Origin of the sequence: Leifsonia soli (assembly GCF_013408745.1) — a bacterium.
GTDB lineage: Bacteria > Actinomycetota > Actinomycetes > Actinomycetales > Microbacteriaceae > Leifsonia > Leifsonia soli.
This window is the reverse complement of record NZ_JACCBJ010000001.1, coordinates 265,516-284,040: the sequence shown is the minus strand read 5'-3', so window position 1 is coordinate 284,040 and position 18,525 is coordinate 265,516. Positions and strand designations below refer to the sequence as shown.

The window sequence follows — 18,525 nt, the reverse complement described above, 5'->3', positions numbered from 1 at the left end:
CCTCTCGTTGCCGGTCTTTCAAGGGGACAGTCTATCCGCGCCGTGCCCCGCTTGCGGGGCGCGCGCCCGGCGGTTCGGTACGCTGGCGGCGTGCAGCCGATGCCGTCCGCTCTCGAGACCCCGCGCCTGCGTCTGCGCCCGCGCGACGGGCGTGACGCCGAGTGGAACCTGGCGCTGCTCGCCGAGCATCCCCTCGGCCGGGCGGCGGGGTCGCTGGAGGACGAGCGGGAGCGGCTGGACGCACAGCGCGCGATGTTCGACGAACTCGGGTTCGGGCTGTATGCGATCGAGCTCGCTTCGACGGGTGAAGCGGTCGGGTACTGCGGGCTCGTGGTCGGACGGGCCAGCGCATCCCAGCCGGAGATCGCCTACGAGCTGCTGCGCGGCCATGTCGGGCACGGCTACGCGACCGAGGCCGCGGCTGCCGTCGCGGACGCGGCGTTCGACGCGGCGTTCCCGGCCCTGTGGGCGACGGTGGCGACGTGGAACGCGCCCTCGTTCGGTGTGCTCGCGAAGCTCGGCTTCGGCGGGACGCGCCGCGCCGGTCTCGACGGCGGCAACGTCTACGTCTGGCTGCACCGCCGCGCCCCCCGCCGCCGCCACCGCGTTTCGCCCGCCTGACGTTCGGCCGCGCGCCGCCATTCGTCACGAATCGCGACCATTCGTCACGAATCGCGACCATTCGTCACGAATCGGGCCTTTCCTGAATCAGGGCGGGGCCGGCGATTCGTGACGAATCGCGGCGATTCGGCACGAATGGATGCGGTTCGGCGCGAATCGCGGGCCCGCGTGCGCACAGTCGCGGGTCAGCGGGCGCGCGGGTGGGAGGCGGTGTAGACGTCGCGCAGGGTGTCCGCGGTGACCAGCGTGTAGATCTGCGTCGTCGCGACGGACGAGTGGCCCAGCAGCTCCTGCACGACACGCACATCCGCTCCCCCGGCGAGCAGGTGGGTGGCGAACGAGTGCCGGAGCGTGTGCGGCGAGATCTCCTGGTCGAGCTTCGCGCGCTCGGCGGCCGCCCGGATGATGAGCCAGACGTTCTGGCGCGACAGCCGCGCGCCGCGCATGCCGAGGAAGAGCGCCGGCGTCGCCCGTCCCTTCGACGAGAGCACCGGCCGGGCGCGCACCAGGTACGAGGAGAGGGCGGCCTGCGCGTAGCCGCCCAGCGGCACGATGCGCTGCTTGCTGCCCTTGCCGGTCAGGCGCACGACGTCGGTGTCGATGACGTCGTCGACGTTGAGTCCGACGGCCTCGCTGACCCGGGCGCCCGTCGCGTACATCAGCTCGAGGAGCGCTTTGTCTCGCAGCGCGGCGACGTCGTCGCCGTCCGTGGCGGCGAGCAGCGCCGCCACCTGGTCGACGGTGATCGCCTTCGGGAGCCGGCTCGGGAGCTTGGGCGGCCGCAGGTCGCGTGCGGCGTCGGCCGGCACGCGCCCCTCCTCGAGCAGGAACCGGTGGAATCCGCGGACCGTGGACAGCATCCGGGCGAGGGACGACGCCGTCAGCGGCGACTCCTCCCGTGTGCCGAGGTGCACGGCGAAGGCGGACAGGGTGGCCGGGGTGACGACCGCGACATCCCCGATCCCCTGCTCCTCCAGCCAGGACGCGTACACGGCGAGGTCGCGCCGGTAGGCGGCGACGGTGTTCTCCGAGAGGCCGCGCTCGATGGCGACATGCCTCAGGAAGGCGTCGACATCGGCCGCGACGGTCATCTCGGCAGCTTGGGGTGGCTCGGCCAGGGTTCGTCCGCCGAGCCGAGCGTCGTCCATCCGCCGTCGCGCGCCCCCCGGGCAGCGAATAAGGCGATCATCAGCGGCGCGTTGTGGACCCGGCGCTGCAGGACGGCTTCCACCGCCTCGTCGAGGGGCACCCAGCGCACCTCGATATCGGCCTCCTCGGCCTCCCGCGCGAATGCGCTTCCGGTCGACCGGACCCCGCGGGCCAGGTAGATGCGCACCACTTCGTCGTTGCCGCCCGGGCTGCTGAACATGTCCGCGAGCACGTTCCACTCGTCCGCCTGGAGATCGGCCTCCTCGCTCAACTCGCGCTGCGCGGCGGTCAGCGGGCTTTCGCCCGCCATGTCCAGGAGTCCGGCCGGAATCTCCCAGTCGCGGTGACGGACGGGATGCCGGTACTGGCGGATCAGCAGTACGCGCCCGTCGTCGTCCATGGCGAGGATGGCGACGGCTCCGGTGTGGTCGACGTACTCGCGCGTGATTTCATCACCGTTGTAGCGGAAGACATCGCGCCGGATGTTCCAGACCGCTCCGGTGAAGACCGTCTGCGACGACACGATCTCCGGGGTGACGGGCTCGTCGTTCAGCTCAGCGGCGGTCACAGCGCCTGCGGTCCCGGTGTCCTCCGCCATCAGGCTTCGGCGACCATCTCGGCATCCGCCTCGGCGACCTCGAACAGGAGGCTGGCCTTCTGGCGGTCGAGGGCGGCTCCGACGAGCCCGGCGAAGAGCGGGTGCGCGCGGTTCGGGCGCGAGCGCAGCTCGGGGTGCGCCTGAGTGCCGACATAGAACGGGTGAACGTCGCGCGGCAGCTCGACGTACTCCACCAGGTGACCGTCCGGCGAGGTTCCGGAGAACCAGAGGCCGGCGTCGGCGATCTGCTCGCGGTAGTTGTTGTTCACCTCGTAGCGGTGCCGGTGACGCTCCGACGCCTCGTTCGAGCCGTACAGCTCGGAGACCAGGGAGCCATCGGCGAGCGTCGCCGGGTAGAGGCCGAGGCGCATCGTGCCGCCGAGGTCGCCCCCGGCGATGATGTCGACCTGCTCCGCCATCGTCGCGATCACCGGGAACTCGGTGTCCGGGTCGAACTCGGACGAGGACGCGCCGCCGAGGCCGGCCTCGTGCCGCGCGTACTCGATGACCATGCACTGCAGGCCGAGGCAGAGGCCGAGCGCGGGGATGCCGTTCTCGCGGGCGAAGCGGAGCGCGCCGACCTTGCCCTCGATGCCGCGAACGCCGAAGCCGCCGGGCACGCAGATCGCATCCACATCCGACAGCTGCGCTGCTGCGCCCTCCGGCGTCTGGCACTCGTCGGAGGCGATCCACTTCAGCTTCACCTTGGTGCGGTGGGCGAAACCGCCGGCGCGGAGGGCCTCGGTGACGGAGAGGTAGGCGTCCGGCAGGTCGATGTACTTGCCGACCAGGCCGATGGTGACCTCGTGCTTCGGGTCGTGCACCGACTCCAGCAGGCGCGCCCAGCCGTCCCAGTCGACGTCGCCGGCCTTGTCGAGGCCGAGCTGGTCGATGATGTACGCGTCGAGCCCCTGCTCGTGCAGCATGGTCGGGATGTCGTAGATGCTCGGGACGTCGACGGCGTTCACGACGGCCTGCTCGTCCACGTCGCACATCAGCGCGATCTTGCGCTTGTTGCTGTCGGACACCGGGCGGTCACTGCGGAGCACGAGCGCGTCCGGCTGGATGCCGATGGAGCGGAGCGCGGCGACCGAGTGCTGCGTCGGCTTGGTCTTCTGCTCGCCGGACGCGTTCATGAACGGGACCAGCGAGACGTGCACGAAGAAGCAGTTCTTGCGCCCGAGCTCGTGGCGCACCTGGCGGGCCGACTCGATGAACGGCTGCGACTCGATGTCGCCGACGGTGCCGCCGATCTCGGTGATGATGACGTCGGGGGCGGGCTCGCCGTCCGGTCCGGGCTGCGCCTGCAGCCGCATCCGGCGCTTGATCTCGTCGGTGATGTGCGGGATGACCTGGACGGTGTCGCCGAGGTACTCGCCCCGCCGCTCCTTCGCGATGACGTTGGAGTAGATCTGCCCGGTGGTGACGTTGGCCGACTGGCCGAGGTTGATGTCGAGGAAGCGCTCGTAGTGGCCGATGTCGAGGTCGGTCTCTGCGCCGTCGTCGGTCACGAACACCTCGCCGTGCTGGAACGGGTTCATCGTGCCAGGGTCGACGTTGAGGTAGGGGTCGAGCTTCTGCATGACGACGCGCAGTCCGCGGGCCGTCAGGAGGTTGCCGAGAGAGGCGGCCGTGAGGCCCTTGCCCAACGAAGAAACGACACCACCTGTCACGAAGATGTGCTTGGTAGTGCCGTTCTGAGTGCCCGCGTCTGAATAATCCACCACGGGCTTATAGCCTATCACCCACTGGGGGCCCGGCTGACCTCAGCGGCGCGCGGCCGACGCCATGTCGACCAGCTCGCGGGCGTGGGCGAGACCGCTCTCGGAGTCCGGGAGGCCGGAGAGCAGGCGCGCCATCTCTGCGATGCGCTCGTCGCCGTCGAGACGGCGGACGGAGGACGCGGTCACGGCGCCGTCGCTGCCTTTCACCACGGTGAGGTGGTTGCCGGCGAACGCGGCGACCTGGGCGAGGTGCGTGACGACGATGACCTGCGCTGTCTCGGCCAGCCGCGCCAGCCGGCGCCCGATCTCGATGGCCGAAGCGCCGCCGACGCCGGCGTCGACCTCGTCGAAGATGAAGGTGGGAACGGGGTCGCTGCCCGCGATGACGACCTCGATGGCCAGCATCACGCGCGACAGCTCGCCGCCGGACGCGCCCTTTCCGAGCGGGCGGGGCTCGGCGCCGGGATGCGGCTGAAGCAGGATGGCGACCTGGTCGCGGCCGCTCGCGGTGTAGGTCTGCGGGTCGGCGTCGTCGCGCTGCGTCACCTCGACGACGATGCGGGCGTCCGGCATCGCCAGCGCGGAGAGCTCGTCGGTGACCGCCGCCGACAGGCGGGCGGCGGCCTCGGTCCGCTCGGCGCTCAGTTCCGCGGCGAGTTCGGCCACCAGGGCCTCGTCCGCCTCGACCTCCTGCGTCAGCTCGCCGATGCGGTCGGCGTCGCCGTCGAGCTCCAGCAGGCGGAGGCTGCCCGTCTCGAGCGTGCGGATGACGTCGTCGAGCGTCGGACCGTACTTGCGGATGAGGATCGCCAGCTCCGAGCGGCGCTCCTGCACCACCTCCAGCTCGTGGGCGCCGTCGGCGTCGAGCGTTGCGAGATAGGTCGACAGCTGGGCGGCGATGTCGGAGATCAGGTACGTGGCCTCTGCGACCGACTCGGACAGGGGCTGGAGCGCGCTGTCGTGCGGCGCGACCCGCTCGAGCTGACGGCGGGCGTTGTCCAGCAGGCCCAGGGCGTCCGTGCCCTCCGACTCCTCAGCGCTCAGGAGCTCGCGGGCCGCAGCCGCGGCGAGCCGGAGGTCTTCGAGGTTGGTGAGCCGCTCTGCGCGCTCGGCCAGTTCGTCGTCCTCGCCCGGCTGCGGGGCGACCGACTCGATCTCGGCCATCGCGACCCGCAGGTCCTCCGCTTCGCGCGCGCGGCGGTCCTGATCGGCGATCAGCTCGTCGAGCTCGGCGCGGTTGTCGCGCCACCGGTGGAAGACCTGCTCGTACGTGCCGAGCTGCTCGGCGAACTGCGGGCCGGCGAAGCGGTCGAGGGCGGCACGCTGAGCGATCGCCGACCGCAGCCGAATCTGGTCGGACTGGCCGTGGACGACGACGAGCTGCTCGCCGAGCTCGGTCAGCACCGAGACGGGCGCACTCCGCCCGCCGACCACGGCGCGCGAACGGCCCTCGGCGGACACGGAGCGGCTCAGCACCAGCTCCGCCTCCTCCGCATCGATCGGGTCGACGTCGCCGCCGGCGTCGCGCACGCGCGAGACGACGTCGCCGGCCGATGGCACGCGCCAGCGGCCCTCGACCCACGCCTGCGAACTGCCGAGTCGGACCGCCCCGGTGTCGGCGCGCTCGCCGAGCAGCAGGCCGAGCGCCGACACCACCATGGTCTTGCCCGCGCCGGTCTCCCCGGTGATCGCTGTGAAGCCGGCACCGAGCGGGAGGGAGGCGTCGGCGATGACGCCCAGGTCTTTGATCGAGATCTCCTCGATGCCGCCGCGCGCGTCAGTCACGACCGACCGGCCCCCTCCAACCCGTCACGGGGAGGTCGAACTTGTGCACGAGGCGGTCGGTGAACGGCCCGGGGTGGAGGCGCGCCAGCCGCACCGGGATGGGCGAGCGCCGGACGACGACGCGCGCGCCCGGCGGGAGGTCGAAGGGACGGCGGCCGTCGCACCACAGGATGCCGGCGCCGCCCGCGCGATCGAGCAGTTCGACCGCGAGGGAGGAGTCCGCATCCACCACGAGAGGTCGGGAGAACAGCGCGTGCGCGCTCAGCGGCACAAGGAGCAGGGCAGCGACACCGGGCCAGACGACCGGCCCGCCCGCCGAGAACGAGTACGCCGTCGAACCGGTGGGCGTCGACATCACGACGCCGTCGCAGCCGAAGCTCGACATCGGACGGCCGTCGACCTCGATCACGACCTCGAGCATCCGCTCGCGACTGGCCTTCTCGACCGTGGCCTCGTTGAGGGCCCAGCTCTCGTAGACCACCTCGCGGCCCACCTTGACGCGGGCCGACAGCGTCATGCGCTCCTCGACCTCGTAGTCCTTCTCGAGCCCGCGGGCGACCGCGGTCTCGAGGTCGTCGCGCTCGCTCTCGGCGAGGAAGCCGACGTGCCCCAGGTTCACGCCGAGCAACGGGGCCGAGCACCCGCGCACCAGCTCGGCAGCACGGAGGATCGTGCCGTCGCCTCCGAGGACGATGACGAGCTCGAGGTCGCTCGGCGCGACATCGTCGCCGAGCACGGCGACCGCATCGAGCGACGGATCGGCCTCCAGCAGATCCCGTCGCTCATCGGCGCTCAGCACCGGGACGACGCCCGCGTCGAGCAGCTGCCGGGACACCCGGACACCCGCCTCGAGGGAGTCCTGACGACCGGTGTGCGCGACGACGAGGATGTACCGCGTCGCTGCACCCATCAGTGTCACGTTCCCTCCTGTCGAAAGCCGTTCTCCCATTCTGTCTGTTTTCACGCGGAGGGCGAGGCCACGCGGCCAGGTTTGTGGAGAACGTTCACCTAGCGCGAAAGCCGGACGACCTCGTCGCGGAGGCCGGAGGGGTCCGGAGCACCCACGCGGAACCAGACCAGGAACTCGCGGTTGCCGTGCCCTCCGGCGATCGGCGACGGGATGAGGCCCGCCGTCCCGAGGCCGAGGTCGTGCGCAGCCCACAGCACATCGGACACCGCGTCGGCCCGCAAGCCCGCATCCCGGACCACGCCCTCGCGGACACCCTGACGCCCGACCTCGAACTGCGGCTTGATGAGCAGCACGAAGTCCGCGCCGCGGACGGCGGTGGCCACGAGCGCGGGAAGGACCTGCGTGAGCGAGATGAAGGACAGGTCGGCGACGACCAGCTCGGGGCGCGCATCGTCCCCGGTCAGGCCGGCGAGCACCTCGGGGGTGAGCGACCGGACGTTGACCCCCTCGTACGACTCCAGCCGTTCCTCCCCCGCCAGGGCGGGCGAGAGCTGGCCGTGTCCGACATCGACGGCGATCACGCGGGCGGCCCCGCGCTCCAGGAGCACCTGACTGAAGCCGCCGGTGGACGCACCGGCGTCGAGCACGACCCGTCCGGCCGGGTCCACCCCGAACCCGTCCAGGGCGGCGATCAGCTTGTGCGCGCCGCGGCTGACGTACTGGTCGGCGCCGGCGACCACGAGCTCCTGCCCGTCGCCGACCTTCGCAGCCGCACGGACCACCGGCTGCCCGTCGACCGTGACCAGCCCGTCCGCGATCAGGGCGGCCGCGTGCGATCGCGAGCGGGCGAGGCCGCGTTCGGCCAGAGCGACGTCGAGTCTGCGGTCAGCTCCGGCCATGGTCGTCGTCGCCCTCCAGGGTGCGTCGGAGCTGCTCGTGGAGCTGTGCGTAGGCGTCGGCCCGCACGGCCAGCGGCTGCTCCTCGATCACATCCAGCCGGTCGACGAGGCCGTCCTGGTCGGCCGATCCCTGCGGTTCATCGGACATGGCTCAACCGTACGTCAGAGGCTCACGCGACGAAGACACCGGCGAGCGTCTTCTTCCCGCGTCGCAGCACGACCATCTCGCCGGGCAGCACCGAGGAGCCGATCGGCTGCTCCGCATCCTCGACCTTCCCGTTGTTGACGTAGACGCCGCCCTGGGCGACCGCACGCCGGGCTTCGCCGAGGCTCGACGTCAAGCCGGTGTCGACGAGCGCCTGCGCGACCGTCGTCGACGGCTCGGTGGTGGTCGTGTTGGGGAGCTCGCGCAGCGCGGCCTCCAGCGTCGCCGGGTCGAGGTCGGCGAGGTCGCCCTGGCCGAAGAGGGCCTGGGAGGCCGCGATCGCCGCCTCGGTCGCGGCGACGCCGTGGACGAGCGCCGTCACCTCGAAGGCCAGCCGGCGCTGCGCTTCGCGCTTGAACGGCTCGTCGGCGACCTTCTGAGCCAGCTCCTCGATCTCGGCCCGCGTGAGGAAGGTGAAGATCTTCAGCCGGTCGATCACGTCGTCGTCGTCGGTGTTCAGCCAGAACTGGTACATGGCGTACGGCGTCGTCAGCGCCGGGTCCAGCCAGACCGCGTTGCCCTCGCTCTTGCCGAACTTCGTGCCGTCGCTGTTGGTGATCAGCGGCGTCCCGATGGCGTGGACGTGGGCGCCCTCGACCTTGCGGATGAGCTCGGTCCCGCTGGTCAGGTTGCCCCACTGGTCGCTGCCGCCGGTCTGGAGGATGCAGCCGTACTGGCGGTAGAGCTCGAGGAAGTCCATCCCCTGCAGGATCTGGTAGCTGAACTCGGTGTAGGAGATGCCCTCGTCGGAGTTGAGGCGCGCGGCCACCGCATCCTTCTTGAGCATGGTGCCGACCCGGAAGTGCTTTCCGATCTCGCGCAGGAAGTCGATCGCCGACATCGGCGCGGTCCAGTCGAGGTTGTTCACGAGCCGGACGGCGTTCTCGCCGTCGTCCGAGAGGAAGCGGGTGACCTGCGCCTGCAGGTAGCCGACCCACTCGGCGACGGTCTCCTTGGTGTTGAGCGTGCGCTCGGCGGTCGGGCGGGGGTCGCCGATCAGGCCGGTGGAGCCGCCGACGAGTCCGAGCGGCCGGTGGCCGGCGAGCTGGAGGCGGCGCATGGTGAGCAGCTGCACCAGGTTGCCGAGGTGGAGGCTCGGCGCGGTCGGGTCGAAGCCGCAGTAGTAGGTGATCGGGTCGCCGGCCAGGAGCTCCTTGAGGGCGGCCTCATCCGTCGACACGTGGATGAGTCCGCGCCACTTCAGCTCGTCCCAGACGTCGTCGAAGGACGCGTCGTTGGTCTGCGCGGCGAGGCCGTGCGCACGGAGGTCGCGTGCGCTGGTGCTCGGGTCGCGGGAGAGGGCGGTTTCTGACACCCGTTCAGGCTATCAGCGGGTCTCCGGCCCGGTGGGGCGCGGGGCCGGAGCGGAACCGGAGCAGGATCAGGGCCACAGGCCTGATCACCTGGACATCAGGCTCAGAGACCTGATACGGTTGTCATCAGGCCCACAGCCCTGATGAAGGAGCTCGCATGTTCGTGATCACCGCCGACCAGGTCGACAGCCGGCGCCGCGCCGACATCGTCGCCCCGGCACTCGAGACGATCCGCGACCGCTACGGCGAGCGCCTCGCCCTGCCGCCCGACCGCAACGCCGGGGACGAACTGCAGGCGCTGACGGCCGATCCCGCCACCGCCCTCGACCTCGTCCTCCACCTCACCCGCGAGGGCGCGTGGAGCGTGGGGCTCGGCCTCGGCGACGTTCGCCTGCCGCTCCCGGAGAGCACCCGAGAGGCCACCGGCGACGCCTTCATCGCGGCGCGCTCCGCCGTCACGCGTGCCAAGCGCTCCCCCGCGCGGTTCGCCGTCGAGGCCGTCGCCGCCGAGGAGCCGGCGGCGGACGCGGAGGCGCTGCTCGTCCTGCTGCTGACCCTCCGCGAGGGCCGGACGGCCGCCGGCTGGGAGCTCTACGACCTCGTCTCGTCCGGTCTGACCCAGGCCGAGGCCGGCGCGCGCCTCGGCATCACCCCGCAGTCGGCCAGCGATCGCGCGCGGGCCGGGGCGATCCGCGCCGAGCTGGCGGCGATCCCCGCGCTGACTAGGCTGTTGGCACGTGCCGACGCGGCCCAGGCCGATCGGCGGACACCCGAGGAGGACGCATGACGACGTGGCCGCCGGTTCCCGTGCTGCTGAACCAGGTGGCGCCGCACGCGCTCTGGGTGCTCGCGCTCCTCCTGCTGCTCGCCGCCCTCGGCTGCATCGTCGCCACCCTGCGGACGCCGCGCCGCCCCCTGGTCTATTGCGCGACCGGATTGCTGGCCGCTTCTCTCGTGGTCGTCCTCATCCCGGCGCAGCACGCGCCCTTCGCGCTGCGCCTGCTGATCGGCGCCGCCGCCCTCGCCCTGGCCGTCCTCGGCGGCTGGCCGGTCTCCCAGCTCGTTCTGGCCCTGGCGACGCGGAGCACGACCGAGCCGAGCGCGCACGGCGGCATCCTGGTCCGGGCGATGACGCCCGAGGGCGAGACCACCCGCGAGGTGCTCCGCGGCGGGACCACCATCGGCCTGCTGGAGCGGCTGGCGGCCGCCGGCACGATCATGGCCGGCTTCCCGGAGGGGCTGGCCGTCCTGGTCGCCATCAAGGGCGTCGGCCGGTTCACGGAGCTCGAGGAGGCCGAGGCGCGTGAGCGCTTCATCATCGGCACCCTGACGAGCATCATCTGGGCGTGCGCCTGCGCGGCCGTCTTCCGGATCGTCGCGGGCTGACGCCGGCCCGGACGCCATCCGCTCAGTCGTCCGACCGGGGGTGCCGCTTGTACGGCGACACGGTCGGGTCGCCGGTCAGCCAGTAGCGCCAGGGATAGGCCGCCCCGCCGCCCGCGCCCGACACCCCGGTCCGCGGCCCGGTGGAGAACTCCGCCTGCTCCGTCGGCAGCAGCAGCTCGAACGGCGGGAGGAAGAGATCCGCGCCGTCGTCGGCGAGGCTCATGCCCGCGGCGACGACCAGTCTCGCCGGCCCGCGCGCGAGGTCGCGATGCGGGATGGTGCGGCCGCTCGTCCCGATGCGCCGCAGTTCGGCGAGATCCACCCCCTCGACGACCTCGGCCGCTCGCAGCAGCACAGCGGACGCCTCCCCCTCCGGCGAGCAGACGATGTTCGCGCACACGTGCATCCCGTACGTGAAGTAGGCGTAGAGGTGACCGGGCGGCCCGTACATGACCGCGTTCCGCCGGGTGCGGCCGCGGAAGGCGTGCGACCCGGGGTCGAGGCCGTCGCCGATGTACGCCTCGACCTCCGTGATCCGCAGCCCCACCGTGCCCTCGGGCGTCTCGTGCCGGAGCACGGCGCCGAGGAGCCGGGGCGCGACCTCCAGCGACGACGCCAGGAAGATGTCGCGCTCCGGGCGGTACAGCGTCACGTCAGAAGATCCGGCCGCCCGCGGCGACGGCGACGACCAGGCCGATCACGATGACCGCGACGGCCAGCACCACGACGGCCGGGATGATCCACGGCCGCTTCCGCTCCGGTTCGAAACGCGCCATCAGACCAGGTCCCTTCTGGATGCGCGGAGGGCCAGCGCGGCCTTCCTCACGTGATCGGTGAGCGCCGCGAGCTGCTCGGCGACCCGGGCAGGGGCCGTCCCGCCGACACCGTCGCGGCTGGCGACGGACCCCTCCACCGAGAGCACCGTGCGCACCTCGGGAGTGAGCAGCGGCGAGATAGCCGCCAGCTGCTCGTCGTCGACCTCGTGCAGCTCCAGTCCGTTCTCCTCGGCGAAGCGCACCAGGCTGCCGCTCAGCTCGTGCGCGGTCCGGAACGGGACGTGCTGCTTCACGAGCCACTCCGCGACGTCGGTCGCGAGCGAGAAGCCCTGGGGAGCGAGCTCCGCCATCCGGTCGGTGTGGAAGCGCAGGGTCGCGACCATGCCGGTGAACGCCGGCAGCACCGTCTCGAGCGTCCGCACCGAGTCGAACACCGGCTCCTTGTCCTCCTGCAGGTCGCGGTTGTACGCGAGCGGCAGGCCCTTCAGGGTGGTCAGCAGGCCCGTGGCGTTGCCGATGAGCCGGCCGGCCTTGCCGCGCGCGAGCTCCGCGATGTCCGGGTTCTTCTTCTGGGGCATGATCGACGAGCCCGTCGAGTACGCGTCGTCGAGGGTGACGAACCCGAACTCCCGGGTGTTCCAGAGGATGATCTCCTCGGCGAACCGCGAGAGGTCGACACCGATCTGGGCGGCGACGAATGCGAACTCGGCCACCACATCCCGGGCGGCGGTGCCGTCGATCGAGTTCTCGGAGCTGCGGGCGAACCCGAGCTCCCGGGCGACCAGCAGCGGGTCGAGTCCGAGCGTCGAGCCGGCGAGCGCCCCCGACCCGTATGGCGAGACGTCCGCCCGGCGGTCCCAGTCGGCCAGGCGGTCCAGGTCGCGCACCAGGGGCCAGCAGTGCGCGAGCAGGTGGTGGGCGAGCAGGACGGGCTGGGCGTGCTGGAGGTGCGTGCGCCCCGGGAGCACGGCGGCGGGATGCGCGTCCGCCTGGGAGGCGATCGCGTCGATCAGGGCGATGAGCTGCTCGGCGATGACACCCGCGTGGTCGCGGAGGTACATCCGCACCAGCGTGGCGATCTGGTCGTTGCGGCTGCGGCCGGCGCGCAGCTTTCCGCCGATCTCCGCCCCCGCCCGCTCGATCAGGCCGCGCTCGAGGGCGCCGTGAACGTCCTCGTCGGTCTCGGCCGCCACGAACGCACCGGAGGCGACATCGCGGTCGAGCTTGTCGAGGGCGGCCAGCATGCCGTCGAGCTCCTCCGGCGAGAGGTACCCCGCCGCGGCGAGGGCGCGGGCGTGCGCGCGGGATCCGGCGATGTCGTAGACCGCGAGCTCCCAGTCGAAGTGCGTCGACTTGCTCAGCGCGGCGAGTTCTGGCGACGGCCCGCCGGCGAAGCGCGCGCCCCAGAGGGAGCCCTCCCCGGTCCGGCCGACTCCGCCGGTCTGCTCCGTATCGCTCATGCTGCGGCCTCCTCGTTCTTGGCGAGCAGCCAGGCGAGCAGCGCCTTCTGCGCGTGCAGGCGGTTCTCGGCCTCGTCCCAGATCACGGACTGCGGGCCGTCGAGCACGTCGGCGGTCACCTCGTAGCCGCGGTAGGCGGGCAGGCAGTGCAGGAACACGGCGTCCGGGGCGGCGAGCCCCATGAGGCGCGCGTCGACCGTGTAGTCGCCGAAGACGGCGACGCGCTCGGCCTTCTCGTCCTCCTTGCCCATCGACACCCAGGTGTCGGTGACCATGACATCCGCGCCGGCCGCCGCTTCGGCCGGGTCGGTCAGCACCGTGACCGAGCCGCCGGTGCGCTCGGCGATCGCCCGCGCGTCCGCGACGATGGCCGCGGCGGGCGCGTAGCCTGCCGGCGCCGCGACGCGGACGTGCATGCCCGCCGTCGCCCCGCCCAGCAGGTACGAGTGCGCCATGTTGTTCGCGCCGTCGCCGAAGTAGCTCATGACGAGGCCCGCGGTGCGTCCTTTGTGCTCGCGCACGGTCAGCAGGTCGGCGAGGATCTGGCACGGGTGGAAGTCGTCCGACAGCGCGTTGACCACGGGAACCCGCGTCCCTTCGGCCATCTCCTCCAGCCCCGCCTGCGCGTAGGTGCGCCAGACGATCGCCGCGACCATGCGCTCCAGCACCCGGGCGGTGTCGGCGAGCGACTCCTTGCCGCCGAGCTGGCTCTCGCCGCTCTGGATGATCAGCGGGCTGCCGCCGAGGTCTGCGATGCCGACGGAGAACGAGACGCGGGTGCGCGTGGAGGTCTTGTCGAAGATCACGGCGACGGTCTGCGGGCCGGCGAGCGGCTTCGCCGAGAACCGGTCGCGCTTCAGTTCGGCCGCGAGGTCCAGGATCTCCGCCTGCTCGGCGGGCGTGATGTCGTCGTCACGGAGGAAGTGCCGGGTCATGCTGGCCCTTTCGTGGATGTGGGGGTGGTCGGCCGCTGGTCGGCCCGGGGTCAGAGGGCGGCGAGAGCCCGCGCGAAGCGGTCGCGGAACTCCGCCAGCTCGGCGTCGCCGACGATGAGCGGCGGCGCCAGCCGGATGCTCGACTCGTTGGGCGCGTTGATGATCAGCCCGTTGGCGAGCGCGGCGTCCGAGAGGCGGTGCGCCTCGCCGTCCGTCAGGCCGATGCCGATGAGCAGGCCGTGGCCGCGGACATCGTCGATCAGAGGCGACTCGAGCGACCGGATGATCGCCTTCAGCTCCTCCCCACGACGCGCCGCGTTGCCGACGAGGTCGGAGCGCTCGATCTCGGCGAGTACGGCGTTGCCCGCCGCGGTCGCGAGCGGGTTGCCGCCGAACGTCGACCCGTGCTGGCCCTGGGTGAACAGGTCGGAGGCCCAGCCGAAGGTCACGAGAGCGCCGATGGGGACGCCGCCGGCCATGCCCTTCGCGACGGTGACCGCGTCCGGGAGGATGCCCTCGTGCTGGTACGCGAACCACGCGCCGGTGCGGCCGACGCCGGTCTGGATCTCGTCGATGATCAGCAGGGCGCCGTGCTGCTCGGTGAGCTCGCGCGCCCGCTTCAGGAAGCCGGCAGGCAGGTCGAGGACGCCGGCCTCGCCCTTGATCGGCTCGACGAAGAGCGCGGCGACATGGTCGTCGATGGCCGCCTCGAGAGCGGCGATGGTGGAGTCGATGTGCTCGACACCGCCGGGGAGGGGCTCGAAGGCCTCCCGCATCGGCGGCTTGCCGGTGAGCGCGAGCGACCCCATCGTGCGGCCGTGGAACGCGTTGTGGAGGGCCAGGACGCGGGTCTTCCGCCCGTGCGGTCCGCGGTTCAGCCGCGCCAGCTTGAACGCCGCCTCGTTGGCCTCTGCGCCCGAGTTTCCGAACAGCACCCGGCCGCGGTCGCCCGCACCCGTGATGGCCCGGAGGCGCCCGGCGAGCTCGAGCTGCGGAGCGGTCGAGAAGTAGTTCGAGACGTGCGCGAGCGTCGCGACCTGCCGGCCCACCGCATCCACCAGGGCGGGATGCGCGTGTCCGAGCGAGTTCACGGCGATCCCGGCGAGGAAGTCGAGGTACTCGTTGCCGTCGACGTCCCACACCCGGCAGCCCTCGCCGCGCGACAGCATCACCTTGGGCGTCGCCAGGGTGCGCATGATCGCGTCGCCGAACGGCGCACGCCAGGCCCCGTCACGCCACTGCGCACCGGGCACCCGGTTCTCGGGCTCTTCCGTCATGGTCCTGTTCAATTCCTGGTCCTCGCTCACGCGGGCACCACCTCCGTCCCGATGCCGGACTGCGTGAACACCTCGAGCAGGATCGAGTGCGGCACCCGCCCGTCGATGATCGCCGCCTTCTCCACTCCACCGTCGACCGCGTCCAGGCAGGCCGCCATCTTCGGGATCATGCCCGACTCCAGCGACGGCAGCAGCTCGCGCAGCTCGTCCGCCCCGATCTTCGACAGCAGCGAGTCGCGGTTCGGCCAGTCGCTGTAGAGCCCGGCCACGTCGGTCAGGATGACCAGCTTGGCCGCGCCGAGCGCGACCGCGAGCGCTGCCGCGGCCGCATCCGCGTTGACGTTCAGTGCCTGGCCCGCGTCGTCGATGTCCGGCGCGATCGACGACACGACGGGGATGCGCCCCGCCGCCAGCTGCGCGAGCACGCCCTCCGGGTCCACCGCGACGACATCGCCGACGAGCCCCAGGTCGACCTCTTCCCCGTCGATGACCGCTGCGCGCCGTCTGCCCTGGAAGAGCCCCGCATCCTCGCCGGAGAGACCGGCGGCGAGCGGACCATGCTTGTTGATGTTGCCGACGATGTCGCGGTTGATCTGCCCGGTCAGCACCATCCGGACGACCTCCATCGCCTCGGGGGTCGTGACGCGGTAGCCGCCGCGGAACTCGGAGTCGATCCCGAGCCGGTCGAGCATGGCCGAGATCTGCGGGCCGCCTCCGTGCACCACGACCGGCCGCAGACCGACGTAGCGCAGGTAGACCATGTCCTCCGCGAAGGTGCGCTGCAGCTCCTCGTTCACCATCGCGTTACCGCCGAACTTCACCACGATGATGCGGTCGTGGAAGGTCTTCAGCCAGGGCAGCGACTCGATCAGCGTCTCGGCCTTCGCCGCCGCATCCGCGTGGTCGCGTTCGGCGGCTTCTGCTGCCTCGTCGGTGCCTGTCGCCGGCGTGTCCATGTCGTCCGTCGTCGTCATCAGCTGGCGTACGCGCTGTTCTCGTGCACGTAGTCGTGCGTGAGGTCGTTGGTCAGGATGGTCGCCGTCTCGTCGCCCGCGTGCAGGTCGATGAGGACGTGGACGGCGCGCGGCGTGAGATCGACCAGGTCGCGCGGCTGGTCGGGCTCGCCCGACGTGCACACCTGGACGCCGTTGATGGCGACGTCGATGCCGTACGGGTCGAACTCCGCGTCGGTCGTGCCGACGGCGGCGAGCACGCGGCCCCAATTGGGGTCGTTGCCGAAGATCGCGGCTTTGAACAGGTTGCTGCGCGACACGGCCCGGCCGACGACGACCGCGTCGTCCTCGCTCGCGGCGTTCACGACCTCGATCGCGATGTCGTGCGACGCGCCCTCGGCGTCCGCCTGCAGCTGCTCGGCGAGGTCGCGGCAGACGGCCGTGAGCGCCAGCGCGAACTCCTCGTCGCCCGGCTCCACGCCGCTGGCGCCGGAGGCCAGGAGGGCGACGGTGTCGTTGGTGGACATGCAGCCGTCCGAGTCGAGGCGGTCGAAGGTGACCCGCGTCGCACGGCGCAGGGCCGCATCCAGCCGTCCGGAGGTGAGCACCGCGTCGGTCGTGACGACGACCAGCATCGTGGCGAGCCCGGGCGCGAGCATCCCGGCGCCCTTCGCCATGCCGCCGACCGTCCAGCCGTTCGGCGACCGGAACTGCGCCTCCTTGGCCCGGGTGTCGGTGGTCATGATGGCCTCCGCCGCTCCGAGCCCCGCGTCGCGGGCGAGCGCGTTGGCGGCCGTCGTGACTCCGGCGACCAGCTTGTCCAGCGGCAGCTGCTCACCGATCAGGCCCGTGGAGCAGACCAGGACGTCACCCGCTGAGACGCCCAGCTCGGTCGCGACGGCCTCGGCGGTGGCGTGCGTGACCTGGAAGCCCTGCGACCCGGTGTAGCAGTTGGCACCGCCCGAGTTGAGGACGATCGCGGACACCACGCCGTCCTGCATGACCTGCTGGCTCCACAGCACCGGGTTCGCCTTGCAGCGGTTGGTGGTGAAGACGGCGGCAGCGGCGTTCAGCGGGCCGAGGTTCCTGACGAGGGCGAGATCGCGCCGGCCGCTCGCCTTGAGGCCGGCGACGACGCCCGCTGCGGCGAACCCGGATGCGGCGGTGACGCTCACGACCGTGCTCCCGTCGCCGTCGGTGCGATGGCTGGCGTACGCGTCACGGTGCGACTCCGTTCACGGTCAGGCCCGCGGTCTCGTCGAGTCCGAGGGCGATGTTGACGGACTGGATGGCCGCTCCGGCCGTCCCCTTGTAGAGATTGTCGATCGCGAGCACGGTCACGACCCGGCCGGCGGCGGCGTCGAGGGCGACGCCGATCAGGACGGTGTTGGCCCCGAGCACATCGGACGTGCGCGGCAGGACTCCGGCGGGCAGCACGTGCACGAACGGCTCCCCCGCGTATGCGTCCTCCCAGGCGGCCTGGACCTGCTCGGCGGTGACGCCGGGCTTCACGCGCGCGGTCGAGGTCGCGAGGATGCCGCGCGACATCGGGACGAGCACCGGCGTGAACGACACGGTCGGCGATCCTGCGCCCGCCTTCCGCAGGTTCTGCTGGATCTCGGGGATGTGCCGGTGCGTCCCGCCGACCGCGTACGGGTTCGCGGACCCGAGGATCTCGCTCGCCAGGTACATCGTCTTCAGCGACTTGCCCGCACCCGACGGGCCGACTGCGAGCACCGCGACGATGTCCTCGTCGTCGATCAGCCCGGCCTGGATGCCCGGGGCGAGAGCGAGCGACACCGCGCTCGCGTTGCAGCCGGGGGCGGCGATCCGCCGGGCCCCGACGAGGTGGTCGCGCTGCTTGCCGGGCCCCCCCGCGCTCCCGCCGATGGGGAGCTCCGGAACACCGTAGGCCCAGGCGCCGAAGTGCTCGCCGCCGTAGAAGGCCGCCCAGTCGGCCGGGTCCTCCAGCCGGTGATCGGCGCCGCAGTCGACGACGATCGTGTCGGCCGGGAGCTGAGCGGCGATCTCGCCCGAGGTGCCGTGCGGCAGCGCCAGGAAGACGACATCGTGCCCGCTCAGGGTCTCCGCGCTCGTGTCCTGCAGGGTGAGGTGTGCGAGCGAGCGCAGGTGCGGCTGGTGCGCGATCAGCGGATGGCCCGCGTTCTGGTGCGCGGTGACGGTGCGGACCTCGAGTTCCGGGTGCCCGGCGAGGATGCGCAGCAGCTCACCGCCCGCGTATCCGGAAGCGCCTGCGACGGCGACCGAGAAAGTCATGCTTGTTCCTTGTTCGAGTGGACGACGGTTGTCTCGGCGACGGCGGCGCCCACGTCGATCCACTGGTCAGGACCGCCCGGAACGCCGCCTAGCTTCGGCGGTCGCGCAGGCGTCGGCGCATCGCGCGAGCGGCGAGAGCCGCACGCGTCGAAGCGGTGCGCCGGACGGAAAGCATGGGACAACCCTAGCGCCCCTTCCCCGGCGGCCACCAAATCCGGGCGGGGACGCACGCGGCCGGCCCCGTCGCGCAGCGGATG

19 protein-coding genes are annotated in these 18,525 nt (G+C 71.8%); 3 read left to right on the top strand and 16 right to left on the bottom strand.

Features of this window, described 5'->3' with window-relative positions; genetic code table 11:
- Nucleotides 1-99 precede the first annotated feature (99 nt).
- On the top strand, nucleotides 100-621 hold the full coding sequence (locus tag BJ963_RS01325) for a GNAT family N-acetyltransferase (RefSeq protein WP_218857180.1): 522 nt from the start codon (nucleotides 100-102) through the stop codon (nucleotides 619-621).
- Between the two features lie 185 nt (nucleotides 622-806).
- Here BJ963_RS01325 and xerD read toward each other — a convergent pair whose 3' ends face one another.
- The 8 genes from xerD to tyrS all read right to left on the bottom strand — a co-directional run bounded on the left by xerD (nucleotide 807) and on the right by tyrS (nucleotide 9,206).
- On the bottom strand, nucleotides 807-1,712 hold the full coding sequence (gene xerD / locus BJ963_RS01320) for a site-specific tyrosine recombinase XerD (RefSeq protein WP_179454053.1): 906 nt from the start codon (nucleotides 1,710-1,712) through the stop codon (nucleotides 807-809).
- Complete coding sequence (locus BJ963_RS01315; protein ID WP_179454051.1) at nucleotides 1,709-2,368, bottom strand: NUDIX domain-containing protein; 660 nt, start codon at nucleotides 2,366-2,368, stop codon at nucleotides 1,709-1,711. The genes xerD and BJ963_RS01315 overlap by 4 nt, the downstream gene beginning before the upstream one ends.
- Nucleotides 2,368-4,095, bottom strand: a complete 1,728-nt coding sequence (gene pyrG / locus BJ963_RS01310) for a CTP synthase (RefSeq protein ID WP_343037206.1) — start codon at nucleotides 4,093-4,095, stop codon at nucleotides 2,368-2,370. Before pyrG ends, BJ963_RS01315 begins: the two co-directional genes overlap by 1 nt.
- 39 nt (nucleotides 4,096-4,134) lie before the next feature.
- The gene (gene recN, locus BJ963_RS01305; protein WP_179454049.1) at nucleotides 4,135-5,877 is read right to left on the bottom strand and encodes a DNA repair protein RecN; all 1,743 of its coding nucleotides are present in this window, start codon (nucleotides 5,875-5,877) and stop codon (nucleotides 4,135-4,137) included.
- Nucleotides 5,870-6,787 carry an NAD kinase gene (locus tag BJ963_RS01300; protein WP_089912972.1) on the bottom strand — a complete coding sequence of 306 codons (918 nt, stop codon included), beginning with the start codon at nucleotides 6,785-6,787 and terminating at the stop codon, nucleotides 5,870-5,872. Before BJ963_RS01300 ends, recN begins: the two co-directional genes overlap by 8 nt.
- A 98-nt stretch (nucleotides 6,788-6,885) precedes the next feature.
- A complete protein-coding gene (locus BJ963_RS01295; RefSeq protein WP_179454047.1) occupies nucleotides 6,886-7,686 on the bottom strand; it encodes a TlyA family RNA methyltransferase in 801 nt (266 codons plus the stop codon).
- Nucleotides 7,673-7,834 carry a hypothetical protein gene (locus tag BJ963_RS01290; RefSeq protein ID WP_179454045.1) on the bottom strand — a complete coding sequence of 54 codons (162 nt, stop codon included), beginning with the start codon at nucleotides 7,832-7,834 and terminating at the stop codon, nucleotides 7,673-7,675. Before BJ963_RS01290 ends, BJ963_RS01295 begins: the two co-directional genes overlap by 14 nt.
- A gap of 22 nt (nucleotides 7,835-7,856) precedes the next feature.
- Nucleotides 7,857-9,206, bottom strand: coding sequence for a tyrosine--tRNA ligase (gene tyrS, locus BJ963_RS01285; protein WP_179454043.1), 1,350 nt, complete (start codon nucleotides 9,204-9,206; stop codon nucleotides 7,857-7,859).
- A gap of 155 nt (nucleotides 9,207-9,361) precedes the next feature.
- Between tyrS and BJ963_RS01280 the strand changes: the two genes are divergently transcribed.
- Complete coding sequence (locus tag BJ963_RS01280; RefSeq protein ID WP_179454040.1) at nucleotides 9,362-9,991, top strand: DNA-binding protein; 630 nt, start codon at nucleotides 9,362-9,364, stop codon at nucleotides 9,989-9,991.
- Entirely contained in the window at nucleotides 9,988-10,590 is a 603-nt protein-coding gene (locus BJ963_RS01275; RefSeq protein WP_089912983.1) for a hypothetical protein, read from the top strand. Before BJ963_RS01280 ends, BJ963_RS01275 begins: the two co-directional genes overlap by 4 nt.
- A 22-nt stretch (nucleotides 10,591-10,612) precedes the next feature.
- On the opposite strand, the gene BJ963_RS01270 is transcribed toward BJ963_RS01275, so the two are convergent.
- From BJ963_RS01270 to argC, 8 genes are read right to left on the bottom strand one after another with little or no spacing between them, the layout of a single operon-like run.
- Nucleotides 10,613-11,242 carry a DNA-3-methyladenine glycosylase gene (locus BJ963_RS01270; protein ID WP_179454038.1) on the bottom strand — a complete coding sequence of 210 codons (630 nt, stop codon included), beginning with the start codon at nucleotides 11,240-11,242 and terminating at the stop codon, nucleotides 10,613-10,615.
- Between the two features lies 1 nt (nucleotide 11,243).
- Nucleotides 11,244-11,366: a hypothetical protein gene (locus BJ963_RS19325; RefSeq protein ID WP_018190175.1), complete on the bottom strand. Its 123-nt coding sequence runs from the start codon at nucleotides 11,364-11,366 to the stop codon at nucleotides 11,244-11,246.
- Nucleotides 11,366-12,826, bottom strand: coding sequence for an argininosuccinate lyase (gene argH, locus BJ963_RS01265; protein ID WP_179454036.1), 1,461 nt, complete (start codon nucleotides 12,824-12,826; stop codon nucleotides 11,366-11,368). Before argH ends, BJ963_RS19325 begins: the two co-directional genes overlap by 1 nt.
- The gene (gene argF, locus BJ963_RS01260) at nucleotides 12,823-13,761 is read right to left on the bottom strand and encodes an ornithine carbamoyltransferase (protein ID WP_179454034.1); all 939 of its coding nucleotides are present in this window, start codon (nucleotides 13,759-13,761) and stop codon (nucleotides 12,823-12,825) included. The genes argH and argF overlap by 4 nt, the downstream gene beginning before the upstream one ends.
- 50 nt (nucleotides 13,762-13,811) lie before the next feature.
- Nucleotides 13,812-15,038 (bottom strand): acetylornithine transaminase, encoded by a 1,227-nt coding sequence (locus BJ963_RS01255; RefSeq protein ID WP_179454032.1) that lies wholly within the window; start codon nucleotides 15,036-15,038, stop codon nucleotides 13,812-13,814.
- Nucleotides 15,039-15,064: 26 nt separating this feature from the next.
- Nucleotides 15,065-16,012, bottom strand: coding sequence for an acetylglutamate kinase (gene argB / locus BJ963_RS01250; RefSeq protein WP_425484706.1), 948 nt, complete (start codon nucleotides 16,010-16,012; stop codon nucleotides 15,065-15,067).
- On the bottom strand, nucleotides 16,012-17,166 hold the full coding sequence (argJ, locus tag BJ963_RS01245; protein ID WP_179454030.1) for a bifunctional glutamate N-acetyltransferase/amino-acid acetyltransferase ArgJ: 1,155 nt from the start codon (nucleotides 17,164-17,166) through the stop codon (nucleotides 16,012-16,014). Before argJ ends, argB begins: the two co-directional genes overlap by 1 nt.
- A 43-nt stretch (nucleotides 17,167-17,209) precedes the next feature.
- Nucleotides 17,210-18,268 carry an N-acetyl-gamma-glutamyl-phosphate reductase gene (argC, locus tag BJ963_RS01240; RefSeq protein WP_179454028.1) on the bottom strand — a complete coding sequence of 353 codons (1,059 nt, stop codon included), beginning with the start codon at nucleotides 18,266-18,268 and terminating at the stop codon, nucleotides 17,210-17,212.
- Nucleotides 18,269-18,525 lie beyond the last annotated feature (257 nt).

Excerpts from the sequence above, each read along its gene's own strand:
- BJ963_RS01280 (WP_179454040.1), top strand. The coding sequence starts at position 9,362 with ATGTTCGTGATCACCGCCGACCAGGTCGACAGCCGGCGCCGCGCCGAC.
- argC (WP_179454028.1), bottom strand. The coding sequence starts at position 18,268 with ATGACTTTCTCGGTCGCCGTCGCAGGCGCTTCCGGATACGCGGGCGGT.
- BJ963_RS19325 (WP_018190175.1), bottom strand. The coding sequence starts at position 11,366 with ATGGCGCGTTTCGAACCGGAGCGGAAGCGGCCGTGGATCATCCCGGCC.
- argF (WP_179454034.1), bottom strand. The coding sequence starts at position 13,761 with ATGACCCGGCACTTCCTCCGTGACGACGACATCACGCCCGCCGAGCAG.
- xerD (WP_179454053.1), bottom strand. The coding sequence starts at position 1,712 with ATGACCGTCGCGGCCGATGTCGACGCCTTCCTGAGGCATGTCGCCATC.
- BJ963_RS01300 (WP_089912972.1), bottom strand. The coding sequence starts at position 6,787 with ATGGGTGCAGCGACGCGGTACATCCTCGTCGTCGCGCACACCGGTCGT.
- BJ963_RS01295 (WP_179454047.1), bottom strand. The coding sequence starts at position 7,686 with ATGGCCGGAGCTGACCGCAGACTCGACGTCGCTCTGGCCGAACGCGGC.
- BJ963_RS01325 (WP_218857180.1), top strand. The coding sequence starts at position 100 with ATGCCGTCCGCTCTCGAGACCCCGCGCCTGCGTCTGCGCCCGCGCGAC.
- BJ963_RS01315 (WP_179454051.1), bottom strand. The coding sequence starts at position 2,368 with ATGGCGGAGGACACCGGGACCGCAGGCGCTGTGACCGCCGCTGAGCTG.
- BJ963_RS01290 (WP_179454045.1), bottom strand. The coding sequence starts at position 7,834 with ATGTCCGATGAACCGCAGGGATCGGCCGACCAGGACGGCCTCGTCGAC.
- BJ963_RS01255 (WP_179454032.1), bottom strand. The coding sequence starts at position 15,038 with ATGACGGAAGAGCCCGAGAACCGGGTGCCCGGTGCGCAGTGGCGTGAC.
- argB (WP_425484706.1), bottom strand. The coding sequence starts at position 16,012 with ATGACGACGACGGACGACATGGACACGCCGGCGACAGGCACCGACGAG.
- BJ963_RS01275 (WP_089912983.1), top strand. The coding sequence starts at position 9,988 with ATGACGACGTGGCCGCCGGTTCCCGTGCTGCTGAACCAGGTGGCGCCG.
- argH (WP_179454036.1), bottom strand. The coding sequence starts at position 12,826 with ATGAGCGATACGGAGCAGACCGGCGGAGTCGGCCGGACCGGGGAGGGC.